Genomic DNA, 18,009 nt, shown 5'->3' on the forward strand with positions numbered 1-18,009 from the left:
AAAATACCTGCTATCATTCTTTATACAATAATATGCAATCGGAATTACTTAACGATTTCTAAAATGAGTAATCATTTTCATATTCTATCGATATTAAAGTAAGTCCTCTGGCTAATGCAGTAGGGCCGGCAAGATTTCGGTCACTACCCTTTAAAATCTCTATGATTTTTTCAGGCGGATACGCACCTCTGCCGACCTCGATAAGAGTTCCTGCTATAATGCGAACCATATTATAAAGGAAACCATTACCAGTAATTTTTATATATATCATATCCTCTATCCTATTTATGTCAATCCTGTAAATGGTCCTAACTGTATCCAATGCCTGGGTTTTTACAGAGCAAAAGCTTTTAAAATCATGCTCTCCAACTAAATAGTTGGCTGCTTCCTGCATCTTTGCGATATCCAGATCATAATATATAAAATTAGAGTATAAACGCTGAGTGGGTATTTCGATTTTTCGGTTGTATATACGATATTCATAGGTTTTTTTGCTTTTTACCCTGCGTGGATGGAAGAATGGCTCCACCTCCACAGAGCTTTGGACCCGTATATCCTCCGGTAATCTCTGATTAACGGCAAAGCATATCTTTTCTGCCGGAATCGCACTGTTTGTATCAAATACAGCCACATTTCCCAGAGCATGGACTCCCGAATCAGTTCTACTTGCACCGATTACATTGATATCCTCCTTAAGCAGCTCGGATAATGCGTTATTCAGCATTAACTCAATGGTAGGCATCCCTGGTTGAAGCTGCCAGCCACAATAGTTTGTTCCATCATACGCTACAACCAACTTAATACGCTTCATATCAGGTCTCCTCCTTCTCCTACTATTACTTAATGTTAGTTAGAGTATGGTGTTAAAAGTCGTCAAATTTGAATTCAATAAATAATAGAGCATATATATACAGATCGCGAGTACCGGATCAAGCGACCGATATCTAAATCTGGTTGATACAGTATATCCTGCTTGAAGGTAAGGCGAGTCCAGATGATTATATATGCTCTAATACTCATTTCATTGTCATGAAGCAGATTCTTGACACCCTAATCCTATACTATATAAACGGATTTCTATCAAAAATACCAATCACAATCGTTGTAGCAAGATATGTCAGGATGATTACATAGGAAACCACATCCCTTGAATGATATCGCAGTGGTTTCATCTTCGTACGTCCTTCTCCTCCACGATAGCATCTAGCCTCCATAGCCATTGCCAAATCATTGGCTCTACGGAATGCCGAAACAAAAAGAGGCACTAATAAAGGAATTAAGCTCTTTGCCTTTTTTATCAATCCACCTGATTCAAAATCAGCACCTCTTGCCATCTGCGCTTTCATAATCTTATCCGTTTCTTCAAGTAGTATCGGAATAAATCGTAACGCAATCGACATCATCATGGCAATCTCATGAACCGGTACTTTTATATGATTTAACGGATGTAATACCTTTTCAAGACCGTCTGTTAATTGATTAGGCGTTGTGGTAAATGTCATCAAGGATGACCCTATGATTAGGTAAGTAAGCCTGATTATCGTAAATACACTGTCATATACACCTTTATCAGAGATCTTGATTATTCCATATTCAAATATTATTCGATTTCCTGTCTTAAAAAACAGATTAAAAAACGTAGTAAAGAGTAGCAGTACAATAACCGCTTTCAGACCTCTTAAAATGTACAGAACAGGGACCTTCGACAGTTTAATAGCAGTAAATAGAAATATAGTTACTGCAATATATCCATATAAAGAGTCAAACAAAAATAGCGATAATATAAATAAAAAGGTTCCGATTAACTTCACTCTTGGATCCAGCCGGTGTATGATGGAACCGGATGGATAATATTGCCCTATGGTAATGTCTCTAATCATTTTTTTCCTCATTCCTGTATAAACATTTATTTATGTTCCATTCATATATGTTTAATCATATGAATTACTTTCTCTAGAACTCTGATATCCTTCATTACAGTTTCTTATTTAAGAAAAATGCTTCAGAATCGCTTCCTTTGCTTCTGTCACAGTCGTTGCATCCGTAGGAATTTTGAAGCCTCTGTTATTTAATGCATTCATTACATAAGTAACCTGTGGTGCAGCCAGCTGCATTGCTTCCAATTCCTTATAATGTGAAAATACTTCCTTTAAATGATGTTGATATACAAGCTCTCCCTTGTTCATAACAAAGAGACGATCAGCATAATTAGCTACATCCTCCATACTATGAGTAACAAGAATTATCGTCATGTTGCTTTCTTGATGTAATTTATTGATCTGCTCAAGAATATCATCCCTACCCTTAGGGTCCAGACCTGCCGTTGGTTCGTCCAGAATGAGTACCTCCGGCTTCATAGCCAATACTCCGGCTATGGCTACTCTTCTTTTCTGTCCACCAGACAGCTCGAAGGGAGAAGCATCAAGTAAATCTTCACTGATTCCAACCATTTTCAAAGCTTCATAGGAGCGAAGCTCACATTCCAGCTTATCTAATCCCAGGTTTTTAGGACCAAAGATTACGTCCTTAAATACAGTAGTCTCAAACAACTGATGCTCCGGATACTGGAACACTAACCCCACTTTGCTTCGAAGCTGTCTCAAGTTATACTTTGGGTCATAAATATCCTCACCGTTATAATAAATATGTCCACTGGTGGCTTTCACTAAACCGTTCATATGCTGAATCAAAGTTGACTTCCCTGATCCGGTATGACCGATAAGTCCAATAAACTCTCCCTTCTCAATGGAAAAGCTGACATTTTTAATGGCATGTCTTTCAAAAGCCGTTCCATTTCCATATAAATAATTCACTTTATCAAATATAATCTGCAATATAGTCACCTACTAACCGAAGGCAAGCATCGCGCCTGAATCCTTCTTATATATTTATATTATGATACATGACTTCGTTAACTCTTACATATTCTAAGAGTTTACTAATATTATGTTTACACTCTCTTTATCTTTGTCAGTGCTTCCACCAGCTCATCCACTGTAAGTACACCCTTTGGTATCGGAAGACCTTCCTTTCTGAGTTCATAAGCCAGCTCCGTTACCTGTGGAACATCCAATCGATATTTCTTAATCTCCTCCACCTTGGAAAAGATCTCTCGTGGTGTCCCTTCCATCACCACATTACCGTGGTCCATAACAAATACCTTATCTGCATAAATTACTTCATCCATATGATGTGTAATCAGAATGACCGTAACATTTTCTTTTTTGTTTAACTCTCTTATGGTAGCAATAACCTCTTTACGTCCATTGGGGTCCAGCATCGCTGTAGGCTCGTCCAATACTATACATTCTGGTTTCATAGCCATGATTCCTGCGATAGCTACTCTCTGCTTTTGTCCTCCGGAAAGCTTGTTAGGTGATTGATCACGAAATTCCAGCATACCAACCGCTTTTAAGCATCTCTCAACTCGTTCCCATATCTCTTCCGTAGGTACCCCCAGGTTCTCAGGGCCAAATCCAACGTCCTCTTCTACTACGGTAGCAATAATCTGATTATCCGGATTTTGAAATACCATACCTGCTGACTGCCGAATATTCCATAGATTTTTCTCCTCTGAAGTATTCATACCATTTACCCATACGCTTCCTTCCGTCGGGTAAAGAATCGCATTAATATGCTTTGCCAATGTTGACTTACCAGATCCATTCGCTCCTAAAATAGCAACAAAATCACCCTTTTGAACCTCTAAGTCGACCTGATCAATTGCTTTATTAATGGAATCTACATTTCCATCTTCATCTCTTCTTATATATTCAAATGAAAGATTCTGGACCTTAATCATTTCCATAGTTTCCTCATTTCTACACTGCTTATTGCGCATCGACTTCTTTCCGCCTCAATCAGTATCATGTTTTATAAATGATCAACTGTCATGACAGTTGTCATGTTAATAATTATACAGAATTATACCTCATACACTGAAAAAATGAAATATCTTTTTTCATATTTATATAATTAGCGTGTCAAAAGTCAAAACTCTTGAGCGCCATTACTGCGTCTTCTAGTAAAAAAGAAGACGCAACTGTTAAGTAGCGCCTTCCCTGTTATCAATTTTGTCGATGTATTACACTAATTCGATTAATACTTCCATAGCAGCATCGCCTTTACGAGGTCCGATCTTTACGATTCTGGTATAACCACCGTTACGATTTGCATACTTAGGAGCAATCTCATCGAACAACTTATCGGATAAGTTGATTTCCTTTGTATTTCTCTTCTTGCCAGCATTCTCTTTAGGCACTTCAGTAATAGGATAAAGATACTTCATCATTTGCTTTCTAGCATGAAGTCTGGATGCCTTATCCTTCTTGATTGTCTTCTGAACTTCGTCGAAAACAGTAACCTTTTTACCGTTAACAACTTCCTTTACTCTCTTACCGTCTTTATCTTTACGAGCAACTTTAGCAGTAACAGTCACTGTTTCATAGTTGTCTCTTTCTTTAACAGCAAGCGCAATCATGCCTTCAGCAATACCGCGAATTTCTTTTGCTTTGGCTTCGGTTGTGATTATTTTTCCGTTATATAATAAGTTTGTCACCTGGTTTCTCAGCAAAGCCTTTCTTTGACTTGAGGTTCTTCCAAGTTTTCTATAACCTGCCATTTCGTTCCCTCCTTTGAATCATTTTGCTACTAATAACAATCTATACTTAGTCATCACTTTGATTTAAAGATAAACCAAGCTCTTTCAATTTTGCCAATACTTCTTCTAATGATTTACGGCCGAGATTTCTAACCTTCATCATATCTTCTGCTGTTTTATTCGTAAGCTCTTCCACTGTATTAATACCGGCTCTCTTCAAGCAGTTATAGGAACGAACGGATAATTCCAATTCGTCTATGTTCATCTCGAGAACCTTTTCTTTTTCATTATCTTCCTTCTCAACCATGATTTCAGCTGTCTTTGCATGTTCAGAAAGGTCGATAAAGGAATTAAGATGCTCACTTAATACCTTAGCTGCTAAGCTAACAGCCTCGTCAGGTATCAGTGTACCATTGGTATATACATCTAAGGTAAGCTTATCAAAGTCAGTGATTTGACCCACACGGGTATTTTCTACAGTGAGGTTAACACGTTCTACAGGAGTATAAATGGAGTCAATCGGAATAACACCGATTGGTAAATCTTCATTCTTATTCTTGTCTGCACTCACATAACCTCTTCCGTTAGTGATAGTTAACTCCATATAAAGTCGACTATCCGGACCACCGCATAGGGTAGCAATCACCTGATCAGGATTGAGTATCTCGATATCCGGGTCAGCCTGTATATCTCCTGCTGTCACTACAACTTCGCCTTCCGCCTCAATATAAGCAGTTTTGGGCTCATTCGTATCGCTTGTGTTCTTGATTGCTAAGCTTTTGATATTCATGATAATTTCTGTCACATCTTCCTTAACACCCGGAACAACGCTAAACTCATGAACAACACCGTCAATCTTAATTTGACTTACAGCAGAACCCGGCAAGGATGAAAGCATGATTCTTCTTAGGGAGTTACCCAATGTAGTACCATAGCCTCTTTCCAACGGTTCTACTACAAAGCGTCCAAACTTCTTATCTTCGGAAATTTCTGCAATCTCTATTTTGGGTTTTTCAAAATCAAACACAACAGGACCCTCCTTCTGGGTATTTTGAGTTGCTTAATAAATAATAATTAAAATCTTAAATCCTAATTATTTGGAATACAACTCGACAATTAACACTTCGTTTACCGGAACATCAATCTGATCTCTAGTAGGAATTTCTTTTACTACACCTGTAAACGCCTCGTGATTTGCCTCCAGCCATGCAGGTACGGTTCTTCCGTCGGTAACTTCAAAGATATCCTTATATCTCTGGGTATTCTTAAATTTCTCTTTGATTTCGATCTTATCTCCAGCTTTTAAAGTGTAGGAAGGTATATTAACGCACTTACCATTCACTAATACGTGCTTATGATCAACGATCTGTCTAGCTTCTTTTCTAGTTCTGCCATATCCCAAACGGAACATAACATTATCAAGTCTAAGCTCTAATAAGGTCATCAGGTTTTCACCTGTTGTACCAAGCTTCATTTTCTGTGCTCTTGCAAATAAGTTTCTGAAAGGCTGCTCTAACATGCCATAGATAAACTTAGCTTTCTGCTTTTCTCTTAACTGTAAACCATATTCACTTGTCTTCTTGCCTGCTCTTGAGAAGGCTCTATTTGACTTCTTATCTATTCCTAAGTAAGCAGGTTCCAGACCAAGGGATCTGCATTTCTTTAAAACTGGACTCATATCTCTTGCCATTGTTATTCTACCTCCTAATCAGACTCTTCTGCGTTTTGGCGGACGGCATCCGTTATGAGGAACCGGAGTTACATCCTTGATACTTGTTACTTCAATGCCGCAAGCCTGAAGCGCACGAATTGCTGCTTCTCTACCCTGGCCGGGTCCTTTAACCATAACTTCTACTGATCTTAAACCATGAACAAGTGCTGCCTTTGCTGCAGTTTCCGCTGCCATCTGCGCTGCATAAGCTGTTGATTTCTTTGAACCTCTGAAGCCTAATCCACCGGCACTTGCCCAAGAAAGTGCATTACCTTCTGCATCGGTCAGCGTAACAATTGTATTGTTAAAAGATGACTGAATGTGTGCCTGTCCACGATCGACGTTCTTCTTCACACGCTTCTTTGTCACTTTTTTAGCTGATGTTGCTATTTTCTTAGCCATCTAACAAACCCTCCTATTGGATTATTTAATACTTAAATACGCGCCACGCGTGTCATATAAGCATTGTCATAGTCCGGCTATCTCCGGACACTTATTATCAAACTTCTTAATAACTGTTGCGATATCATTAACGATATCACGCTAACCGCCTACGGTCTTCCTGCATGATATCAAAAAATATTCAAATATTATTTCTTCTTATTAGCAACAGTTCTTGCAGGTCCTTTTCTTGTTCTAGCGTTAGTCTTAGTTCTCTGACCACGAACCGGAAGTCCCTTTCTATGACGGATTCCTCTATAGCATCCGATTTCCTGTAATCTCTTAATGTTAAGAGCAACTTCTCTTCTTAAATCGCCCTCAACTTGCTGTGTTTCATCAATAATATCTCTAATTCTTCCCACTTCTTCGTCAGTTAAATCTCTAACACGAGTGTCAGGATTAACATTTGCCGCAGCAAGAATACGATTGGCACTTACTCTACCAATACCATAAATATAGGTAAGTCCGATCTCTACACGTTTCTCTCTTGGTAAATCTACACCACTGATACGAGCCATGTGATTTTTACACCTCCAAAAATATTTGTTTAATTATGTAATGCCAATGGCATTACATCAGCCGCTTTAAATTGTAACTTGCAAGACAATCAGCTTGCAGCTAAGACTCCGTGATGACGGCACGGTTCTTAAGACAAATCACTACGGTTAGATACTCCGAATGGATGTCCACAATATCACAATGTTCTGATGGACAGTCATGCATAGGCATACTTCCAAGCAGATGATTGTAACACAAAAAGCAAAGACTTATAAGGATTCTTGATGATTCAGAATTCTTGATATATAAAACAATAACGAGTCATTGAGGCACCCGAACTATTGTATATTAGCCTTGTCTTTGTTTGTGTTTCGGGTTCTCACAGATTACTCTGATGCTACCCTTTCTTTTAATGATTTTGCATTTTTCGCAAATTGGTTTAACTGATGACCTTACTTTCACAGTAATTCACCCCTTTCAAAAAAGTCCGTTTACTATTATACCACCGCAGGTATATAATAGCAAGCATAATTTTTTACGATTATATACAATGGATTAGGTTAACAGATATTTTGTTAATCTCTTCTCATTGGATCAATAATAAGTGGGATTTATTTATCTCGCCAGATAATTCTTCCCTTGGTCAAATCATAGGGAGACAATTCAAGTGTAACCTTATCTCCGGGTACGATCTTAATAAAGTTCATACGGAGTTTTCCACTGATATGTGCTAATACTCTATGACCATTTTCGAGTTCTACCTGGAACATTGCATTCGGCAGCTTTTCAATAACAGTACCTTCGATTTCAACAACATCGGTCTTTGACATTATTTGGCCTCCTTACTTGACTTTCGATTTAATAGCATCTTTATTGTTCTCTTAATTTCTTCATTCTTAATAGAATGGTTCAGTATCTTCTCTTTGATTTCCGGATCTGCTCCGGCTAACATAGTTACATGCTTAATCTTTTTCTTTTTCGGATGATCTAGGGTTCTGATTTTACCGTCCACTAGATATAAATATTCATGATCAATTTGAAATATTACATAACATTTTCCTGAATCATGACCGGCAATTGAATTTACATAACCTCCGACTTGAAACTCATTCATCATTGATTAATTCCTTCCAGGAATACGTTGTTCTTTCATAGCTTACATTACCGACCCCTTACCCATATTATAATAAGTAGAAACAGCTCTAACAGGGTTAACCACGGTAAATTGTCAATAACTCCGGTTCTCCATCAGTAATTAAAACAGTGTTCTCATAATGTGCGGATAGTGATCCGTCAGCAGAAACTACCGTCCAATCATCATCCAACCAGTATACATCATAGCGTCCGGCATTTACCATTGGCTCAATTGCAAGAGTCATTCCCACTTCCAGCCTGGGCCCTCTCCTCTTTTGCCTGAAATTTGGTATCTGCGGTTCTTCATGAAGATTTCTTCCTATTCCATGCCCTACCAAATCTCTCACTACCGAAAAACCATGTGCCTCGACATATGTTTGAATTGCATCCGAAATCTCATGCAAATGATTACCTACTTTTGCAAACTTTATACCCTCATAAAAGCTCTGTCTGGTCACTTCAATCAGCTTTTTTGCCTCCTGTGATATTTCACCAACAGGAACTGTTCTAGCCGCATCGGAATGATACCCCTGATAAATAACTCCACAATCCAGACTGACAATATCTCCATCCTGAAGAATCCGTTTCTTGCTGGGAATTCCATGTACTACCTCATCATTTACGGATATACAGACTGATGCGGGATAACCATTATAGTTTAGAAAGGAAGGAATACAACCATACCCTTTGATGATATCTGCACACTTTCTATCAATGTCATAAGTTGAAATCCCTGGACGAACCATAGCCATCAATTCCTCCAGTACATTTGCTAAAATCCTTCCGGACTCCCGCATTAACATGATTTCCTTCTCTGACTTAATATTTATTGACATGCCATCTCTTCCTTTCTAAATAACCGTCAACTTCTGTTGTGGCGGCATACAATATTTATATATAAATGCTTAACGACTATGCTTCAACGATATTTACGATCTCATTGAAAACCTCTTCTAAATCCTTTGTTCCATCAACAGATTTCAAAATACCTTTAATTTTATAATAATCAATTAATGGCTGAGTCTGCTCATGATATACCTTCAAACGTTTTTCAACGGTTTCTGGTTTATCATCCTCACGTAGAATTAGCTCTCCCTCGCAAACATCACAGATTCCTTCTTTTTTAGGCGGAATAGTTACAATATGATAGGTTCCACCACAATTTACACAAGCTCTTCTTCCTGACATACGACGAATGATATTCTCATCCGGCACATCAACGTCAATAGCATACTCTACGGCATCACCATTCTTTGCAAGTGCATCATCCAAAGCCTTAGCCTGTGGTATTGTTCTTGGAAAGCCATCCAGAACATAGCCTTTTTCACAATCAGATTCTTTGAAGCGGTCAACAACCAAATCTACAACCAGTTCATCAGGAACTAATAAACCCTGATCCATGAAAACCTTTGCCTTTTTACCAAGCTCTGTTCCATTTTTTATATTAGCTCGGAAAATATCTCCTGTTGAAATGTGTGGTATACCATATTTTTCAGCTAATTTTTTAGCTTGTGTACCCTTTCCTGCTCCGGGTGCTCCTAACATAATAATCTTCATGTAAGATTTCCTCCTGTTTTAACCAGCTACGCCAGTTTTATAAGCTTATAGAAAATGTTTATTTAACCACAATATCCCGTTGTGAAACACACTACGGATGTTGCAAAACAATCGTAATGAATATTCTGCAACATCTCAGTATGTTTACAACGGAATAGATTAATCATTCAAGAATCCTTTGTAATGACGTACCAGCAATTGTGATTCAATCTGTTTAATTGTTTCGATGATTACACCAACGATAATGATGATGGATGTACCACCAAAGCTTACATCAGCTGAAAATACACCTGATACAAATATAGGTATAATGGATACAATTGTAAGTCCGATTGCTCCTATAAATATGATGTAATTAAGTACCTTCTGTAAATACTCTGTTGTAGGTTTACCAGGACGAATTCCAGGGATAAATCCACCTTGTTTCTTAATATTATTCGATACTTCAATTGGATTAAAGGTAACTGAGGTATAGAAGTATGCGAAGAAAATAATAAGTACAATATAGATGATTAATCCAAGAGAATATTTAAAATCTCCCCAGCTCTTTGTAACCAGCCAACTGTTTTGATCTAAAACCTTCAGTACCTTAGGCCAGAAATAAGCTCTTTCCGGTCTTACACCAAAGAGGGATGCAATTACAATTGGAAATGTCATGATAGAGTTGGCAAAAATAACTGGAATAACACCCGCTGTATTCACCTTTAATGGAATATTGGAAGCTTGTCCACCTAGCATTTTTCTGCCTTGAACTTTTTTTGCATAAGTAACCGGTATTTTTCTTTCACCATCTTGAAGAATCAATACCAATACTACTGCTAAAATGACAACAAATACAATAACAAGTGCAGCTACAATTGCATTAACAACTGGTTTATTAATAATAAATTTCTGAGTCAGACTGATAAAATCACCTGGCATAGTAGACACAATGTTAACTAACAGGATGATGGAAATACCATTACCGACACCATTCTGAGTAATTCTCTCACCCAACCACATAAGAAATGTAGAACCTGCAGTAAAGGAAGCAACAATTACAACCACATTAGTGAAGGTAAATCCTCCTTCTAATGCACCGGAGTTGCCAAATCCGATAGCAAAAGCCAATGATTCAAGCACAGCTAATCCTACGGATACATACCGCATAATTTCATTCATTTTCTTTCTTCCATCTTCGCCTTCCTTTTGCATTTCCTCTAGCTTAGGAATTGCAATGGTTAACAGCTGAACGATAATGGATGCAGTAATATATGGAGAAATACTTAATGCGAAAATAGACATTCTCAAAAGGGAACCGCCAGTTAAGTTGTTAAAAAAGCCTAAGTTCTGAAACCATCCTTGGGTTACATCCCTGCTTATAGCAGGAGCTGGGAGTAATGTTCCCAGTCTCACTACCAAAAGTGCGATCATAGTATATATGAGTCTTTTTCTAATATCCTTAACTTTAAAAGCATTTCGCAGTGTTTTAAACATTAGACCACCTCAGCTTTTCCACCCAGAGCTTGTATTTTTTCTGTTGCGCCTGCGCTAAATGCATTAACTTTGACATCAAGCTTCTTAGTTAATTCGCCGTGGCCAAGAATTTTAACACCATCTCTCGGGTTTTTGATAATTCCAGCATCTAATAATGAATCAACTGTTACAGTGGAACCGTCCTCAAATCTATTTAATACATTAACATTAATTGCAACGATTTCTTTTGTATTTCTATTGGTGAAGCCACGCTTCGGAATTCTTCTGTATAATGGCATCTGGCCACCTTCAAAACCAACTCTCGGAGCTCCGGAACGAGCCTTCTGGCCTTTGTGTCCCTTACCAGCAGTCTTACCGTTTCCCGATCCGTGACCACGTCCTCTTCTGAAGTTATCGCTTTGTTTGGAACCGATAGCCGGTTTCAATTCTGATAAATTCATGTCGTGCACCTCCTTCTTTTAGCAATTATATTTCTTCAACCTTAACTAAGTGTTTAACCTGATCGATCATTCCTCTAACAGCAGCATTATCCGGCATTTCAACGGTTTTATGAAGTTTTCTTAAACCTAATGCTTCAACAGTTGCTCTGTGCTTCGGAATGGCGCCAATCGTAGATTTCACTAAAGTAACTTTTAATTTACCTGCCATTTCTGACACCTCCATTTTTGTACAAGATGACTGTTACATGAATTCATATGAGATTCATTCTTCATCTGTTATTCATGCTTCTGACAGTTATATTTTATAACTGTTCTACCGGAATACCACGAAGCTTAGCTACTTCCTCAGGAGTCTTTAATTGGCTTAATCCTTCAATAGTAGCAAGAACAACGTTTTGCTTATTGTTGGAACCAAGAGATTTGGTACGGATGTTCTTAAAGCCCGCAAGCTCAAGTACATTACGTGCCGGACCACCTGCGATAACACCGGTACCTTGTGGTGCACGCTTTAATAATACGGATGCACTGCCATATTTTCCGATATAGTCATGCGGAACACTTCCGTTTTCATCAATCGGCAGACTGATTAATTTCTTAATCGCATCTTCTTTTCCTTTACGAATTGCTTCAGGAATTTCAGTTGCTTTTCCTAAGCCTGCGCCAACGTGTCCGTTTTTGTCACCAACAACTACTAATGCTGTAAATCTGAAGTTACGACCACCCTTTACAACCTTAGTAACACGCTTGATTGATACTACTTTATCTTCTAACTCCAGTTGACTGGCATCAACGATTGTACGTTTCATGTGTTTTCCTCCTTGCCTAGAATTCCAGACCAGCTTCACGGGCTGCGTCTGCTAATGCTTTCACTTTACCTTGATATATGAAGCCACCTCTATCAAATACAACAGCCTTAATACCTTTTTCTAATGCTTTTTTAGCAATAACAGTTCCTAAATATGCTGCTGCTGCGACATCGTTGGTTTTCTCAAGTTCAGCCTTAACATCCTTTTCCAGAGTGGAGGCTGCAACTAAAGTGTTGCCGACTGTATCATCAATGATCTGTGCATACATATGATTATTGCTTCTAAATACAGCCAAACGCGGTCTCTCAGGAGTACCTGTGAAACGATTACGGATTTTTAAATGCTTTTTCATTCTAATTTCAGATCTTGAAGTCTTCTTTACCATGTTATTTCACTCCTCCCTTACTTTTTACCGGTCTTACCAACTTTACGTCTGATCACTTCATCAGCATACTTAATTCCTTTACCCTTGTAAGGTTCAGGAGCTCTCTTTGCTCTGATTTCAGCGGCGTATTGGCCAACCTTTTCTTTATCTATACCTTTAACAATAATCTTGTTCTGTCCATCTAATACGGATTCGAGTCCTTCCGGATCAACCATAACAACCGGATGGGAATAACCTAAGGTTAATGTTAACTCTTTTCCTGCCTTAGCAGCTCTGTAACCAACACCGTTAATCTCAAGTACCTTCTGGTAACCTTCTGTAACACCGGTAACCATATTTGCGATTAAGGTTCTTGTAAGACCATGTAATGCTTTCATTTTCTTTAAATCATTCGGTCTGGTAACAGCTATTTCTGTACCTTCTACTTTAATTTGCATTTCAGCGGGTAACACTCTTTCCAATGTTCCCTTAGGACCCTTAACGGTCACTTTATTATTTTCTGCTACATCTACAGTTACACCTGCAGGTATAGCGATAGGCATTCTTCCTATACGTGACATGCCCGCACCTCCTATTTTTTTTACCAGATGAATGCTAATACTTCTCCACCTACGTTTAATTCTCTTGCTTGTTTATCAGTTATAACACCTTTGTTTGTAGAAATGATTGCAATTCCTAAACCGCCTAATACCTTAGGTAAGTTTTCTTTGCTTGCATAAACACGAAGACCCGGTTTGGATATTCTCTTTAGTCCAGTGATGATCTTAACATTTTTATCTTTACCATATTTTAATGTAATATGGATTGTCTTACAATTTTCAACTTCCTCGATTTCATATTTTTTGATATAACCTTCCTTTACGAGGATGTCGGCAATAGCAATTTTCATCTTAGAAGCAGGTATATCTACTGTATCATGTTTCGCAGTATTTGCATTACGGATTCTTGTAAGCATATCTGCAATAGGATCGCTCATTGTCATTTAATTTACCTCCTTTCTTAACTCTTACCAGCTTGCTTTCTTCACGCCTGGTATCTGTCCTTTGTACGCTAATTCACGAAAACAAATTCTGCAGATTCCGTATTTTCTTAAATATGCATGCGGACGGCCACAAATTCTGCAACGATTATATTCTCTAGTGGAGAATTTCTGCGTACGTTGTTGTTTTACTTTCATTGACGTTTTAGCCATGGAAATCCCTCCTCTATTTTCTAAATGGCATACCAAATTGTGTCAACAGTTCACGTGCTTCTTCATCTGTCTTAGCTGTGGTAACGAAGATGATATCCATGCCTCTAACCTTGTCTACTTTATCATACTCGATCTCAGGGAAAATCAACTGTTCCTTAATACCAAGTGCATAATTTCCTCTACCGTCAAATGCATTCGGGTTAACACCTCTAAAGTCACGTACACGAGGTAATGCTAAGTTAATCAAACGATCTGCAAACTCATACATTTTCTCGCCTCTTAATGTTACTTTACATCCGATTGACATACCTTCTCTGATTTTGAAGTTTGCCACAGATTTCTTTGCCTTTGTGATAATCGGTTTCTGACCAGCAATCGTCTCAAGATCCTTCACTGCTGACTCTAAAACCTTAGCGTTATCCTTCGCTTCACCAACACCCATGTTGATGACAATTTTATCTAATTTCGGCACTTCCATAACGTTCTTATATCCGAACTTCTTAGTCATGCCGGCTACTATTTCATTTTTGTATTGATCTCTTAATCTAGCCAACTTGTATGAACCTCCTCTCTGAATTAATCGATAACATCGCCAGTAGTCTTAGCGAAACGTACTTTTTTAGGTCCTTTTTTGCTTTCCACAGTCTTAAAACCAACTCTGGTAGGCTTACCCTTGTGAAGGTACATTACATTAGATACATCGATAGGCGCTTCCTGATGGATAATTCCACCCTTTGGATTATTCTGGTTCGCTTTACTGTGCTTGGAAATCATGTTAACGCCTTCTACAAGGACTTTTCCATCAGTTACAGCAATAACCTTACCTTCTTTACCTTTATCCTTGCCAGTGATAACCTTAACGGTATCATTCTTTTTTATTTTCATCGTAGCCACTAGTTGACACCTCCCTATAATACTTCTGGTGCTAAAGAAACGATCTTCATGAATTGTTTCTCTCTTAATTCTCTTGCTACTGGCCCAAAGATACGAGTTCCTCTGGGGTTTTTATCTTCCTTAATAATTACAGCAGCATTTTCATCAAATCTAATATAAGAACCATCTTTACGACGAGATCCTTTCACTGTACGAACAACTACAGCCTTTACCACGTCGCCCTTCTTTACAACACCGCCTGGTGTTGCATCTTTAACCGAAGCAACAATGACATCACCTATATTAGCATATCTTCTGGTTGATCCGCCTAATACTCTAATGCAAAGTAACTCTTTGGCACCAGTATTATCGGCAACTCTAAGTCTGGTTTCAGTTTGTATCATGATAATACTCCTTTCATTGTAATAGAACCGATGGAACTAACTCCGAAAAGGAATAAAAATTCTTTCCGGTAATTCGCTTCGTCAATTCTTTACTTCGCTTTCTCGACAATTTCAACAAGTCTCCATCTCTTATCCTTAGATAAAGGTCTTGTTTCCATTACCTTAACTCTATCTCCGATGTTACACTCATTGTTCTCATCATGTGCTTTCAGCTTGTAAGTTCTTTTTACGATCTTTCCGTACAAAGGATGCTTTACGTTGTCAACTACAGCTACAACGATTGTTTTATCCATCTTATCGCTAACTACTTTGCCGATACGAACTTTTCTTAAATTTCTTTCCACAACGATACTCCTTTCCATGATCGAGGAGATTTACCAAAGGGTAAATCAATCGATCCCAAATTATTTAGAAGCCTTAGAAAGTTCAGAAATAACTGTCTGAATTCTAGCGATATTTTTTCTAACTTCCTTGATTCTGCTTGTGTTATCTAATTGATTGGTTGCATTCTGGAACCTGAGATTGAAAAGTTCCTTCTTCGCAGCTACTAATTCTTGATTTAATTCTGCAGCTGATTTTGATCTTAAATCTTCTACATATTTATTAATTTTCACTGTTTTCACCGCCTTCTAAGTCTGCACGGGAAACTATTTTACATTTCACCGGTAATTTATGTGTTGCAAGACGTAAAGCTTCTCTTGCGATATCCTCTGGAATACCAGCAATTTCAAATAATACACGTCCCGGCTTAACAACAGCTACCCAATACTCTAATGAACCTTTACCGGAACCCATACGAGTTTCAGCAGGTTTTGTTGTAACAGGTTTATCAGGGAATATCTTAATATATACTTTACCGCCACGCTTTGTAAAACGGGTCATCGCGATACGGGCTGCTTCAATCTGATTTGATTTAATCCATGCCGGCTCCATTGCTACAATACCATATTCGCCTTGGCTAATTGTATTGCCTCTGGATGGCTTTCCGGCCATACTACCGCGGAATTGCTTACGGTGCTTTACTCTCTTAGGCATTAACATTAGTTATCGCTCCCTTCTACTTTTGCTCCTTTAACAGGAAGCACTTCACCATGGTAAATCCAAACCTTAACACCTAATTTACCGTATGTGGTATCTGCTTCAGCAAATCCATAATCGATGTCGGCACGTAAGGTCTGCAACGGGATAGTTCCTTCACTATAGAATTCAGTACGAGCCATATCAGCTCCGCCAAGACGTCCAGCAACTGCTGTTTTAATACCCTTAGCACCACTCTTCATAGTTCTTGCCATAGTGGATTTCATAGCTCTTCTGAAAGAAATACGATTCTCAAGTTGAGTAGCAATATTTTCTGCAACTAACTGTGCGTTGAGATCCGGTTTCTTGATTTCTTTAATTTCTAAGTTTAATTTCTTAGTTGTAAACTTCTGAATTTCTTCTTTTAACTTCTCGATTTCTGTACCTGCTCTACCGATTACGACACCGGGCTTAGCAGTAAAGATGATTATCTTTAAGCGATCTGATGCTCTTTCAATCTCAATTTTAGAAATTCCTGCACTGTATAATTTCTTCTTCAGATATGTTCTGATGTTATAGTCTTCTACGAGATTGTCTGCAAAATCAGCTTCTGCATACCATCTGGAGTCCCAGTCAGAAATTACTCCGACTCTTAAGCCGTGAGGATTAACCTTTTGTCCCATTATTGCCCTCCTTATCTCTCATTAAGCACTACAGTTATATGACACATTCTCTTCTCAATACGATAAGCTGTGCCTCGTGCTCTAGGTCTAATTCTTTTCATAATCGGTCCCTGGTTAGCATAGCATTCTTCTACATAAAGCTTTGCAGGATCCATATTTTTAACCTCAGCATTCGCAATTGCTGATTTTAATAATTTTTCTATCAAAGTTGAAGCGTATCTTGGATTATAAGCTAAAATACCAAGTGCTGTCTGTACATCCTTACCGCGAATGGCGTCTAATACGAAACAAGCTTTTTGAACAGATACTCTAGCATATGATAACTTAGCGGATGCTCTGTTGTCTTTTTGCTCATTTCTTTCTCTCTTTATCTGGGATCTATGTCCTTTCGCCATGGATAGAACCTCCTTCCATCAATGCTTACACATTATTTTCTTGTTTTCTTTTCGTCTTTTCCGTGTCCTCTATAGGTTCTGGTTGCAACGAACTCTCCGAGCTTGTGTCCAACCATATCTTCTGTCACATATACCGGCACATGTCTTCTTCCATCATGAACCGCAATTGTGTGTCCTACAAACTGCGGGAAAATGGTAGAACGACGTGACCAAGTCTTAATAACTGATTTCTCACCAGTCTGATTTAACGCATCTACTTTTTTCAACAAATGGTCATCAGCAAATGGTCCCTTTTTAAGTGAACGAGCCATGTATTCTAACCTCCTTAGAATTCTTAATACTGGAATGGCTTACGCTATCCAATTTAATCGCACGAAATGGTATGCTGTTGTAAAGT

General features: G+C 38.3%; 31 protein-coding genes. All 31 read right to left on the reverse strand.

The genetic code is table 11. The features are described 5' to 3' along the window. Nucleotides 1-58: 58 nt before the first annotated feature. Entirely contained in the window at nucleotides 59-811 is a 753-nt protein-coding gene (gene truA / locus H0486_RS15420; RefSeq protein WP_228353843.1) for a tRNA pseudouridine(38-40) synthase TruA, read from the reverse strand. Nucleotides 812-1,061: 250 nt separating this feature from the next. Further along, nucleotides 1,062-1,880 carry an energy-coupling factor transporter transmembrane component T family protein gene (locus tag H0486_RS15425; protein ID WP_228353844.1) on the reverse strand — a complete coding sequence of 273 codons (819 nt, stop codon included), beginning with the start codon at nucleotides 1,878-1,880 and terminating at the stop codon, nucleotides 1,062-1,064. A gap of 108 nt (nucleotides 1,881-1,988) precedes the next feature. Then, on the reverse strand, nucleotides 1,989-2,834 hold the full coding sequence (locus H0486_RS15430; RefSeq protein ID WP_228353845.1) for an energy-coupling factor transporter ATPase: 846 nt from the start codon (nucleotides 2,832-2,834) through the stop codon (nucleotides 1,989-1,991). Between the two features lie 116 nt (nucleotides 2,835-2,950). Next, complete coding sequence (locus tag H0486_RS15435; protein WP_228353846.1) at nucleotides 2,951-3,808, reverse strand: energy-coupling factor transporter ATPase; 858 nt, start codon at nucleotides 3,806-3,808, stop codon at nucleotides 2,951-2,953. Nucleotides 3,809-4,084: 276 nt separating this feature from the next. Further along, nucleotides 4,085-4,621, reverse strand: a complete 537-nt coding sequence (locus H0486_RS15440) for a bL17 family ribosomal protein (protein WP_228353847.1) — start codon at nucleotides 4,619-4,621, stop codon at nucleotides 4,085-4,087. A 46-nt stretch (nucleotides 4,622-4,667) separates the two neighbouring features. After that, nucleotides 4,668-5,627 carry a DNA-directed RNA polymerase subunit alpha gene (locus H0486_RS15445; RefSeq protein ID WP_228353848.1) on the reverse strand — a complete coding sequence of 320 codons (960 nt, stop codon included), beginning with the start codon at nucleotides 5,625-5,627 and terminating at the stop codon, nucleotides 4,668-4,670. Nucleotides 5,628-5,693: 66 nt separating this feature from the next. Further along, the gene (gene rpsD, locus H0486_RS15450) at nucleotides 5,694-6,290 is read right to left on the reverse strand and encodes a 30S ribosomal protein S4 (protein ID WP_228353849.1); all 597 of its coding nucleotides are present in this window, start codon (nucleotides 6,288-6,290) and stop codon (nucleotides 5,694-5,696) included. A gap of 18 nt (nucleotides 6,291-6,308) precedes the next feature. Next, on the reverse strand, nucleotides 6,309-6,713 hold the full coding sequence (rpsK, locus tag H0486_RS15455) for a 30S ribosomal protein S11 (RefSeq protein ID WP_228353850.1): 405 nt from the start codon (nucleotides 6,711-6,713) through the stop codon (nucleotides 6,309-6,311). 188 nt (nucleotides 6,714-6,901) lie between these two features. Then, entirely contained in the window at nucleotides 6,902-7,270 is a 369-nt protein-coding gene (gene rpsM, locus H0486_RS15460; protein ID WP_228353851.1) for a 30S ribosomal protein S13, read from the reverse strand. Nucleotides 7,271-7,598: 328 nt separating this feature from the next. After that, nucleotides 7,599-7,712, reverse strand: a complete 114-nt coding sequence (gene rpmJ, locus H0486_RS15465; protein ID WP_003497809.1) for a 50S ribosomal protein L36 — start codon at nucleotides 7,710-7,712, stop codon at nucleotides 7,599-7,601. A gap of 149 nt (nucleotides 7,713-7,861) precedes the next feature. Continuing rightward, complete coding sequence (gene infA / locus H0486_RS15470; protein ID WP_184094592.1) at nucleotides 7,862-8,080, reverse strand: translation initiation factor IF-1; 219 nt, start codon at nucleotides 8,078-8,080, stop codon at nucleotides 7,862-7,864. After that, nucleotides 8,080-8,367, reverse strand: a complete 288-nt coding sequence (locus H0486_RS15475) for a KOW domain-containing RNA-binding protein (RefSeq protein ID WP_228353852.1) — start codon at nucleotides 8,365-8,367, stop codon at nucleotides 8,080-8,082. Before H0486_RS15475 ends, infA begins: the two co-directional genes overlap by 1 nt. A gap of 94 nt (nucleotides 8,368-8,461) precedes the next feature. Beyond that, nucleotides 8,462-9,220 carry a type I methionyl aminopeptidase gene (gene map, locus H0486_RS15480; RefSeq protein ID WP_228353853.1) on the reverse strand — a complete coding sequence of 253 codons (759 nt, stop codon included), beginning with the start codon at nucleotides 9,218-9,220 and terminating at the stop codon, nucleotides 8,462-8,464. A gap of 76 nt (nucleotides 9,221-9,296) precedes the next feature. After that, complete coding sequence (locus tag H0486_RS15485; RefSeq protein ID WP_228353854.1) at nucleotides 9,297-9,941, reverse strand: adenylate kinase; 645 nt, start codon at nucleotides 9,939-9,941, stop codon at nucleotides 9,297-9,299. A gap of 159 nt (nucleotides 9,942-10,100) precedes the next feature. Continuing rightward, nucleotides 10,101-11,417, reverse strand: coding sequence for a preprotein translocase subunit SecY (gene secY / locus H0486_RS15490; RefSeq protein WP_228353855.1), 1,317 nt, complete (start codon nucleotides 11,415-11,417; stop codon nucleotides 10,101-10,103). Continuing rightward, entirely contained in the window at nucleotides 11,417-11,857 is a 441-nt protein-coding gene (rplO, locus tag H0486_RS15495; protein ID WP_228353856.1) for a 50S ribosomal protein L15, read from the reverse strand. The genes secY and rplO overlap by 1 nt, the downstream gene beginning before the upstream one ends. Nucleotides 11,858-11,882: 25 nt before the next feature. Then, nucleotides 11,883-12,065, reverse strand: coding sequence for a 50S ribosomal protein L30 (rpmD, locus tag H0486_RS15500; RefSeq protein WP_228353857.1), 183 nt, complete (start codon nucleotides 12,063-12,065; stop codon nucleotides 11,883-11,885). 94 nt (nucleotides 12,066-12,159) lie between these two features. Continuing rightward, nucleotides 12,160-12,663: a 30S ribosomal protein S5 gene (gene rpsE, locus H0486_RS15505; RefSeq protein ID WP_228353858.1), complete on the reverse strand. Its 504-nt coding sequence runs from the start codon at nucleotides 12,661-12,663 to the stop codon at nucleotides 12,160-12,162. Nucleotides 12,664-12,679: 16 nt separating this feature from the next. Beyond that, entirely contained in the window at nucleotides 12,680-13,048 is a 369-nt protein-coding gene (gene rplR / locus H0486_RS15510) for a 50S ribosomal protein L18 (protein WP_228353859.1), read from the reverse strand. 17 nt (nucleotides 13,049-13,065) lie between these two features. Continuing rightward, nucleotides 13,066-13,608, reverse strand: a complete 543-nt coding sequence (gene rplF / locus H0486_RS15515; RefSeq protein WP_228353860.1) for a 50S ribosomal protein L6 — start codon at nucleotides 13,606-13,608, stop codon at nucleotides 13,066-13,068. A 20-nt stretch (nucleotides 13,609-13,628) separates the two neighbouring features. Next, entirely contained in the window at nucleotides 13,629-14,030 is a 402-nt protein-coding gene (gene rpsH, locus H0486_RS15520; RefSeq protein WP_228353861.1) for a 30S ribosomal protein S8, read from the reverse strand. Nucleotides 14,031-14,054: 24 nt separating this feature from the next. Continuing rightward, on the reverse strand, nucleotides 14,055-14,240 hold the full coding sequence (locus tag H0486_RS15525; protein WP_066712887.1) for a type Z 30S ribosomal protein S14: 186 nt from the start codon (nucleotides 14,238-14,240) through the stop codon (nucleotides 14,055-14,057). A gap of 13 nt (nucleotides 14,241-14,253) precedes the next feature. Next, the gene (rplE, locus tag H0486_RS15530; protein ID WP_228353862.1) at nucleotides 14,254-14,793 is read right to left on the reverse strand and encodes a 50S ribosomal protein L5; all 540 of its coding nucleotides are present in this window, start codon (nucleotides 14,791-14,793) and stop codon (nucleotides 14,254-14,256) included. 23 nt (nucleotides 14,794-14,816) lie between these two features. Continuing rightward, a complete protein-coding gene (gene rplX / locus H0486_RS15535) occupies nucleotides 14,817-15,134 on the reverse strand; it encodes a 50S ribosomal protein L24 (RefSeq protein ID WP_228353863.1) in 318 nt (105 codons plus the stop codon). 14 nt (nucleotides 15,135-15,148) lie between these two features. Next, the gene (gene rplN, locus H0486_RS15540) at nucleotides 15,149-15,517 is read right to left on the reverse strand and encodes a 50S ribosomal protein L14 (RefSeq protein WP_228353864.1); all 369 of its coding nucleotides are present in this window, start codon (nucleotides 15,515-15,517) and stop codon (nucleotides 15,149-15,151) included. Nucleotides 15,518-15,606: 89 nt separating this feature from the next. Beyond that, complete coding sequence (gene rpsQ, locus H0486_RS15545) at nucleotides 15,607-15,861, reverse strand: 30S ribosomal protein S17 (RefSeq protein ID WP_408647612.1); 255 nt, start codon at nucleotides 15,859-15,861, stop codon at nucleotides 15,607-15,609. Nucleotides 15,862-15,921: 60 nt separating this feature from the next. Further along, nucleotides 15,922-16,131 carry a 50S ribosomal protein L29 gene (gene rpmC / locus H0486_RS15550; RefSeq protein ID WP_228353866.1) on the reverse strand — a complete coding sequence of 70 codons (210 nt, stop codon included), beginning with the start codon at nucleotides 16,129-16,131 and terminating at the stop codon, nucleotides 15,922-15,924. Beyond that, nucleotides 16,121-16,558: a 50S ribosomal protein L16 gene (rplP, locus tag H0486_RS15555; protein ID WP_228353867.1), complete on the reverse strand. Its 438-nt coding sequence runs from the start codon at nucleotides 16,556-16,558 to the stop codon at nucleotides 16,121-16,123. Before rplP ends, rpmC begins: the two co-directional genes overlap by 11 nt. After that, nucleotides 16,558-17,217, reverse strand: a complete 660-nt coding sequence (gene rpsC / locus H0486_RS15560) for a 30S ribosomal protein S3 (protein ID WP_228353868.1) — start codon at nucleotides 17,215-17,217, stop codon at nucleotides 16,558-16,560. Before rpsC ends, rplP begins: the two co-directional genes overlap by 1 nt. An 11-nt stretch (nucleotides 17,218-17,228) precedes the next feature. Then, the gene (gene rplV / locus H0486_RS15565) at nucleotides 17,229-17,612 is read right to left on the reverse strand and encodes a 50S ribosomal protein L22 (protein ID WP_228353869.1); all 384 of its coding nucleotides are present in this window, start codon (nucleotides 17,610-17,612) and stop codon (nucleotides 17,229-17,231) included. Nucleotides 17,613-17,644: 32 nt separating this feature from the next. After that, nucleotides 17,645-17,923 carry a 30S ribosomal protein S19 gene (gene rpsS, locus H0486_RS15570; protein WP_228353870.1) on the reverse strand — a complete coding sequence of 93 codons (279 nt, stop codon included), beginning with the start codon at nucleotides 17,921-17,923 and terminating at the stop codon, nucleotides 17,645-17,647. Between the last annotated feature and the right edge of the window lie 86 nt (nucleotides 17,924-18,009).

This window comes from Variimorphobacter saccharofermentans (assembly GCF_014174405.1).
Classification (GTDB): domain Bacteria; phylum Bacillota; class Clostridia; order Lachnospirales; family Lachnospiraceae; genus Mobilitalea; species Mobilitalea saccharofermentans.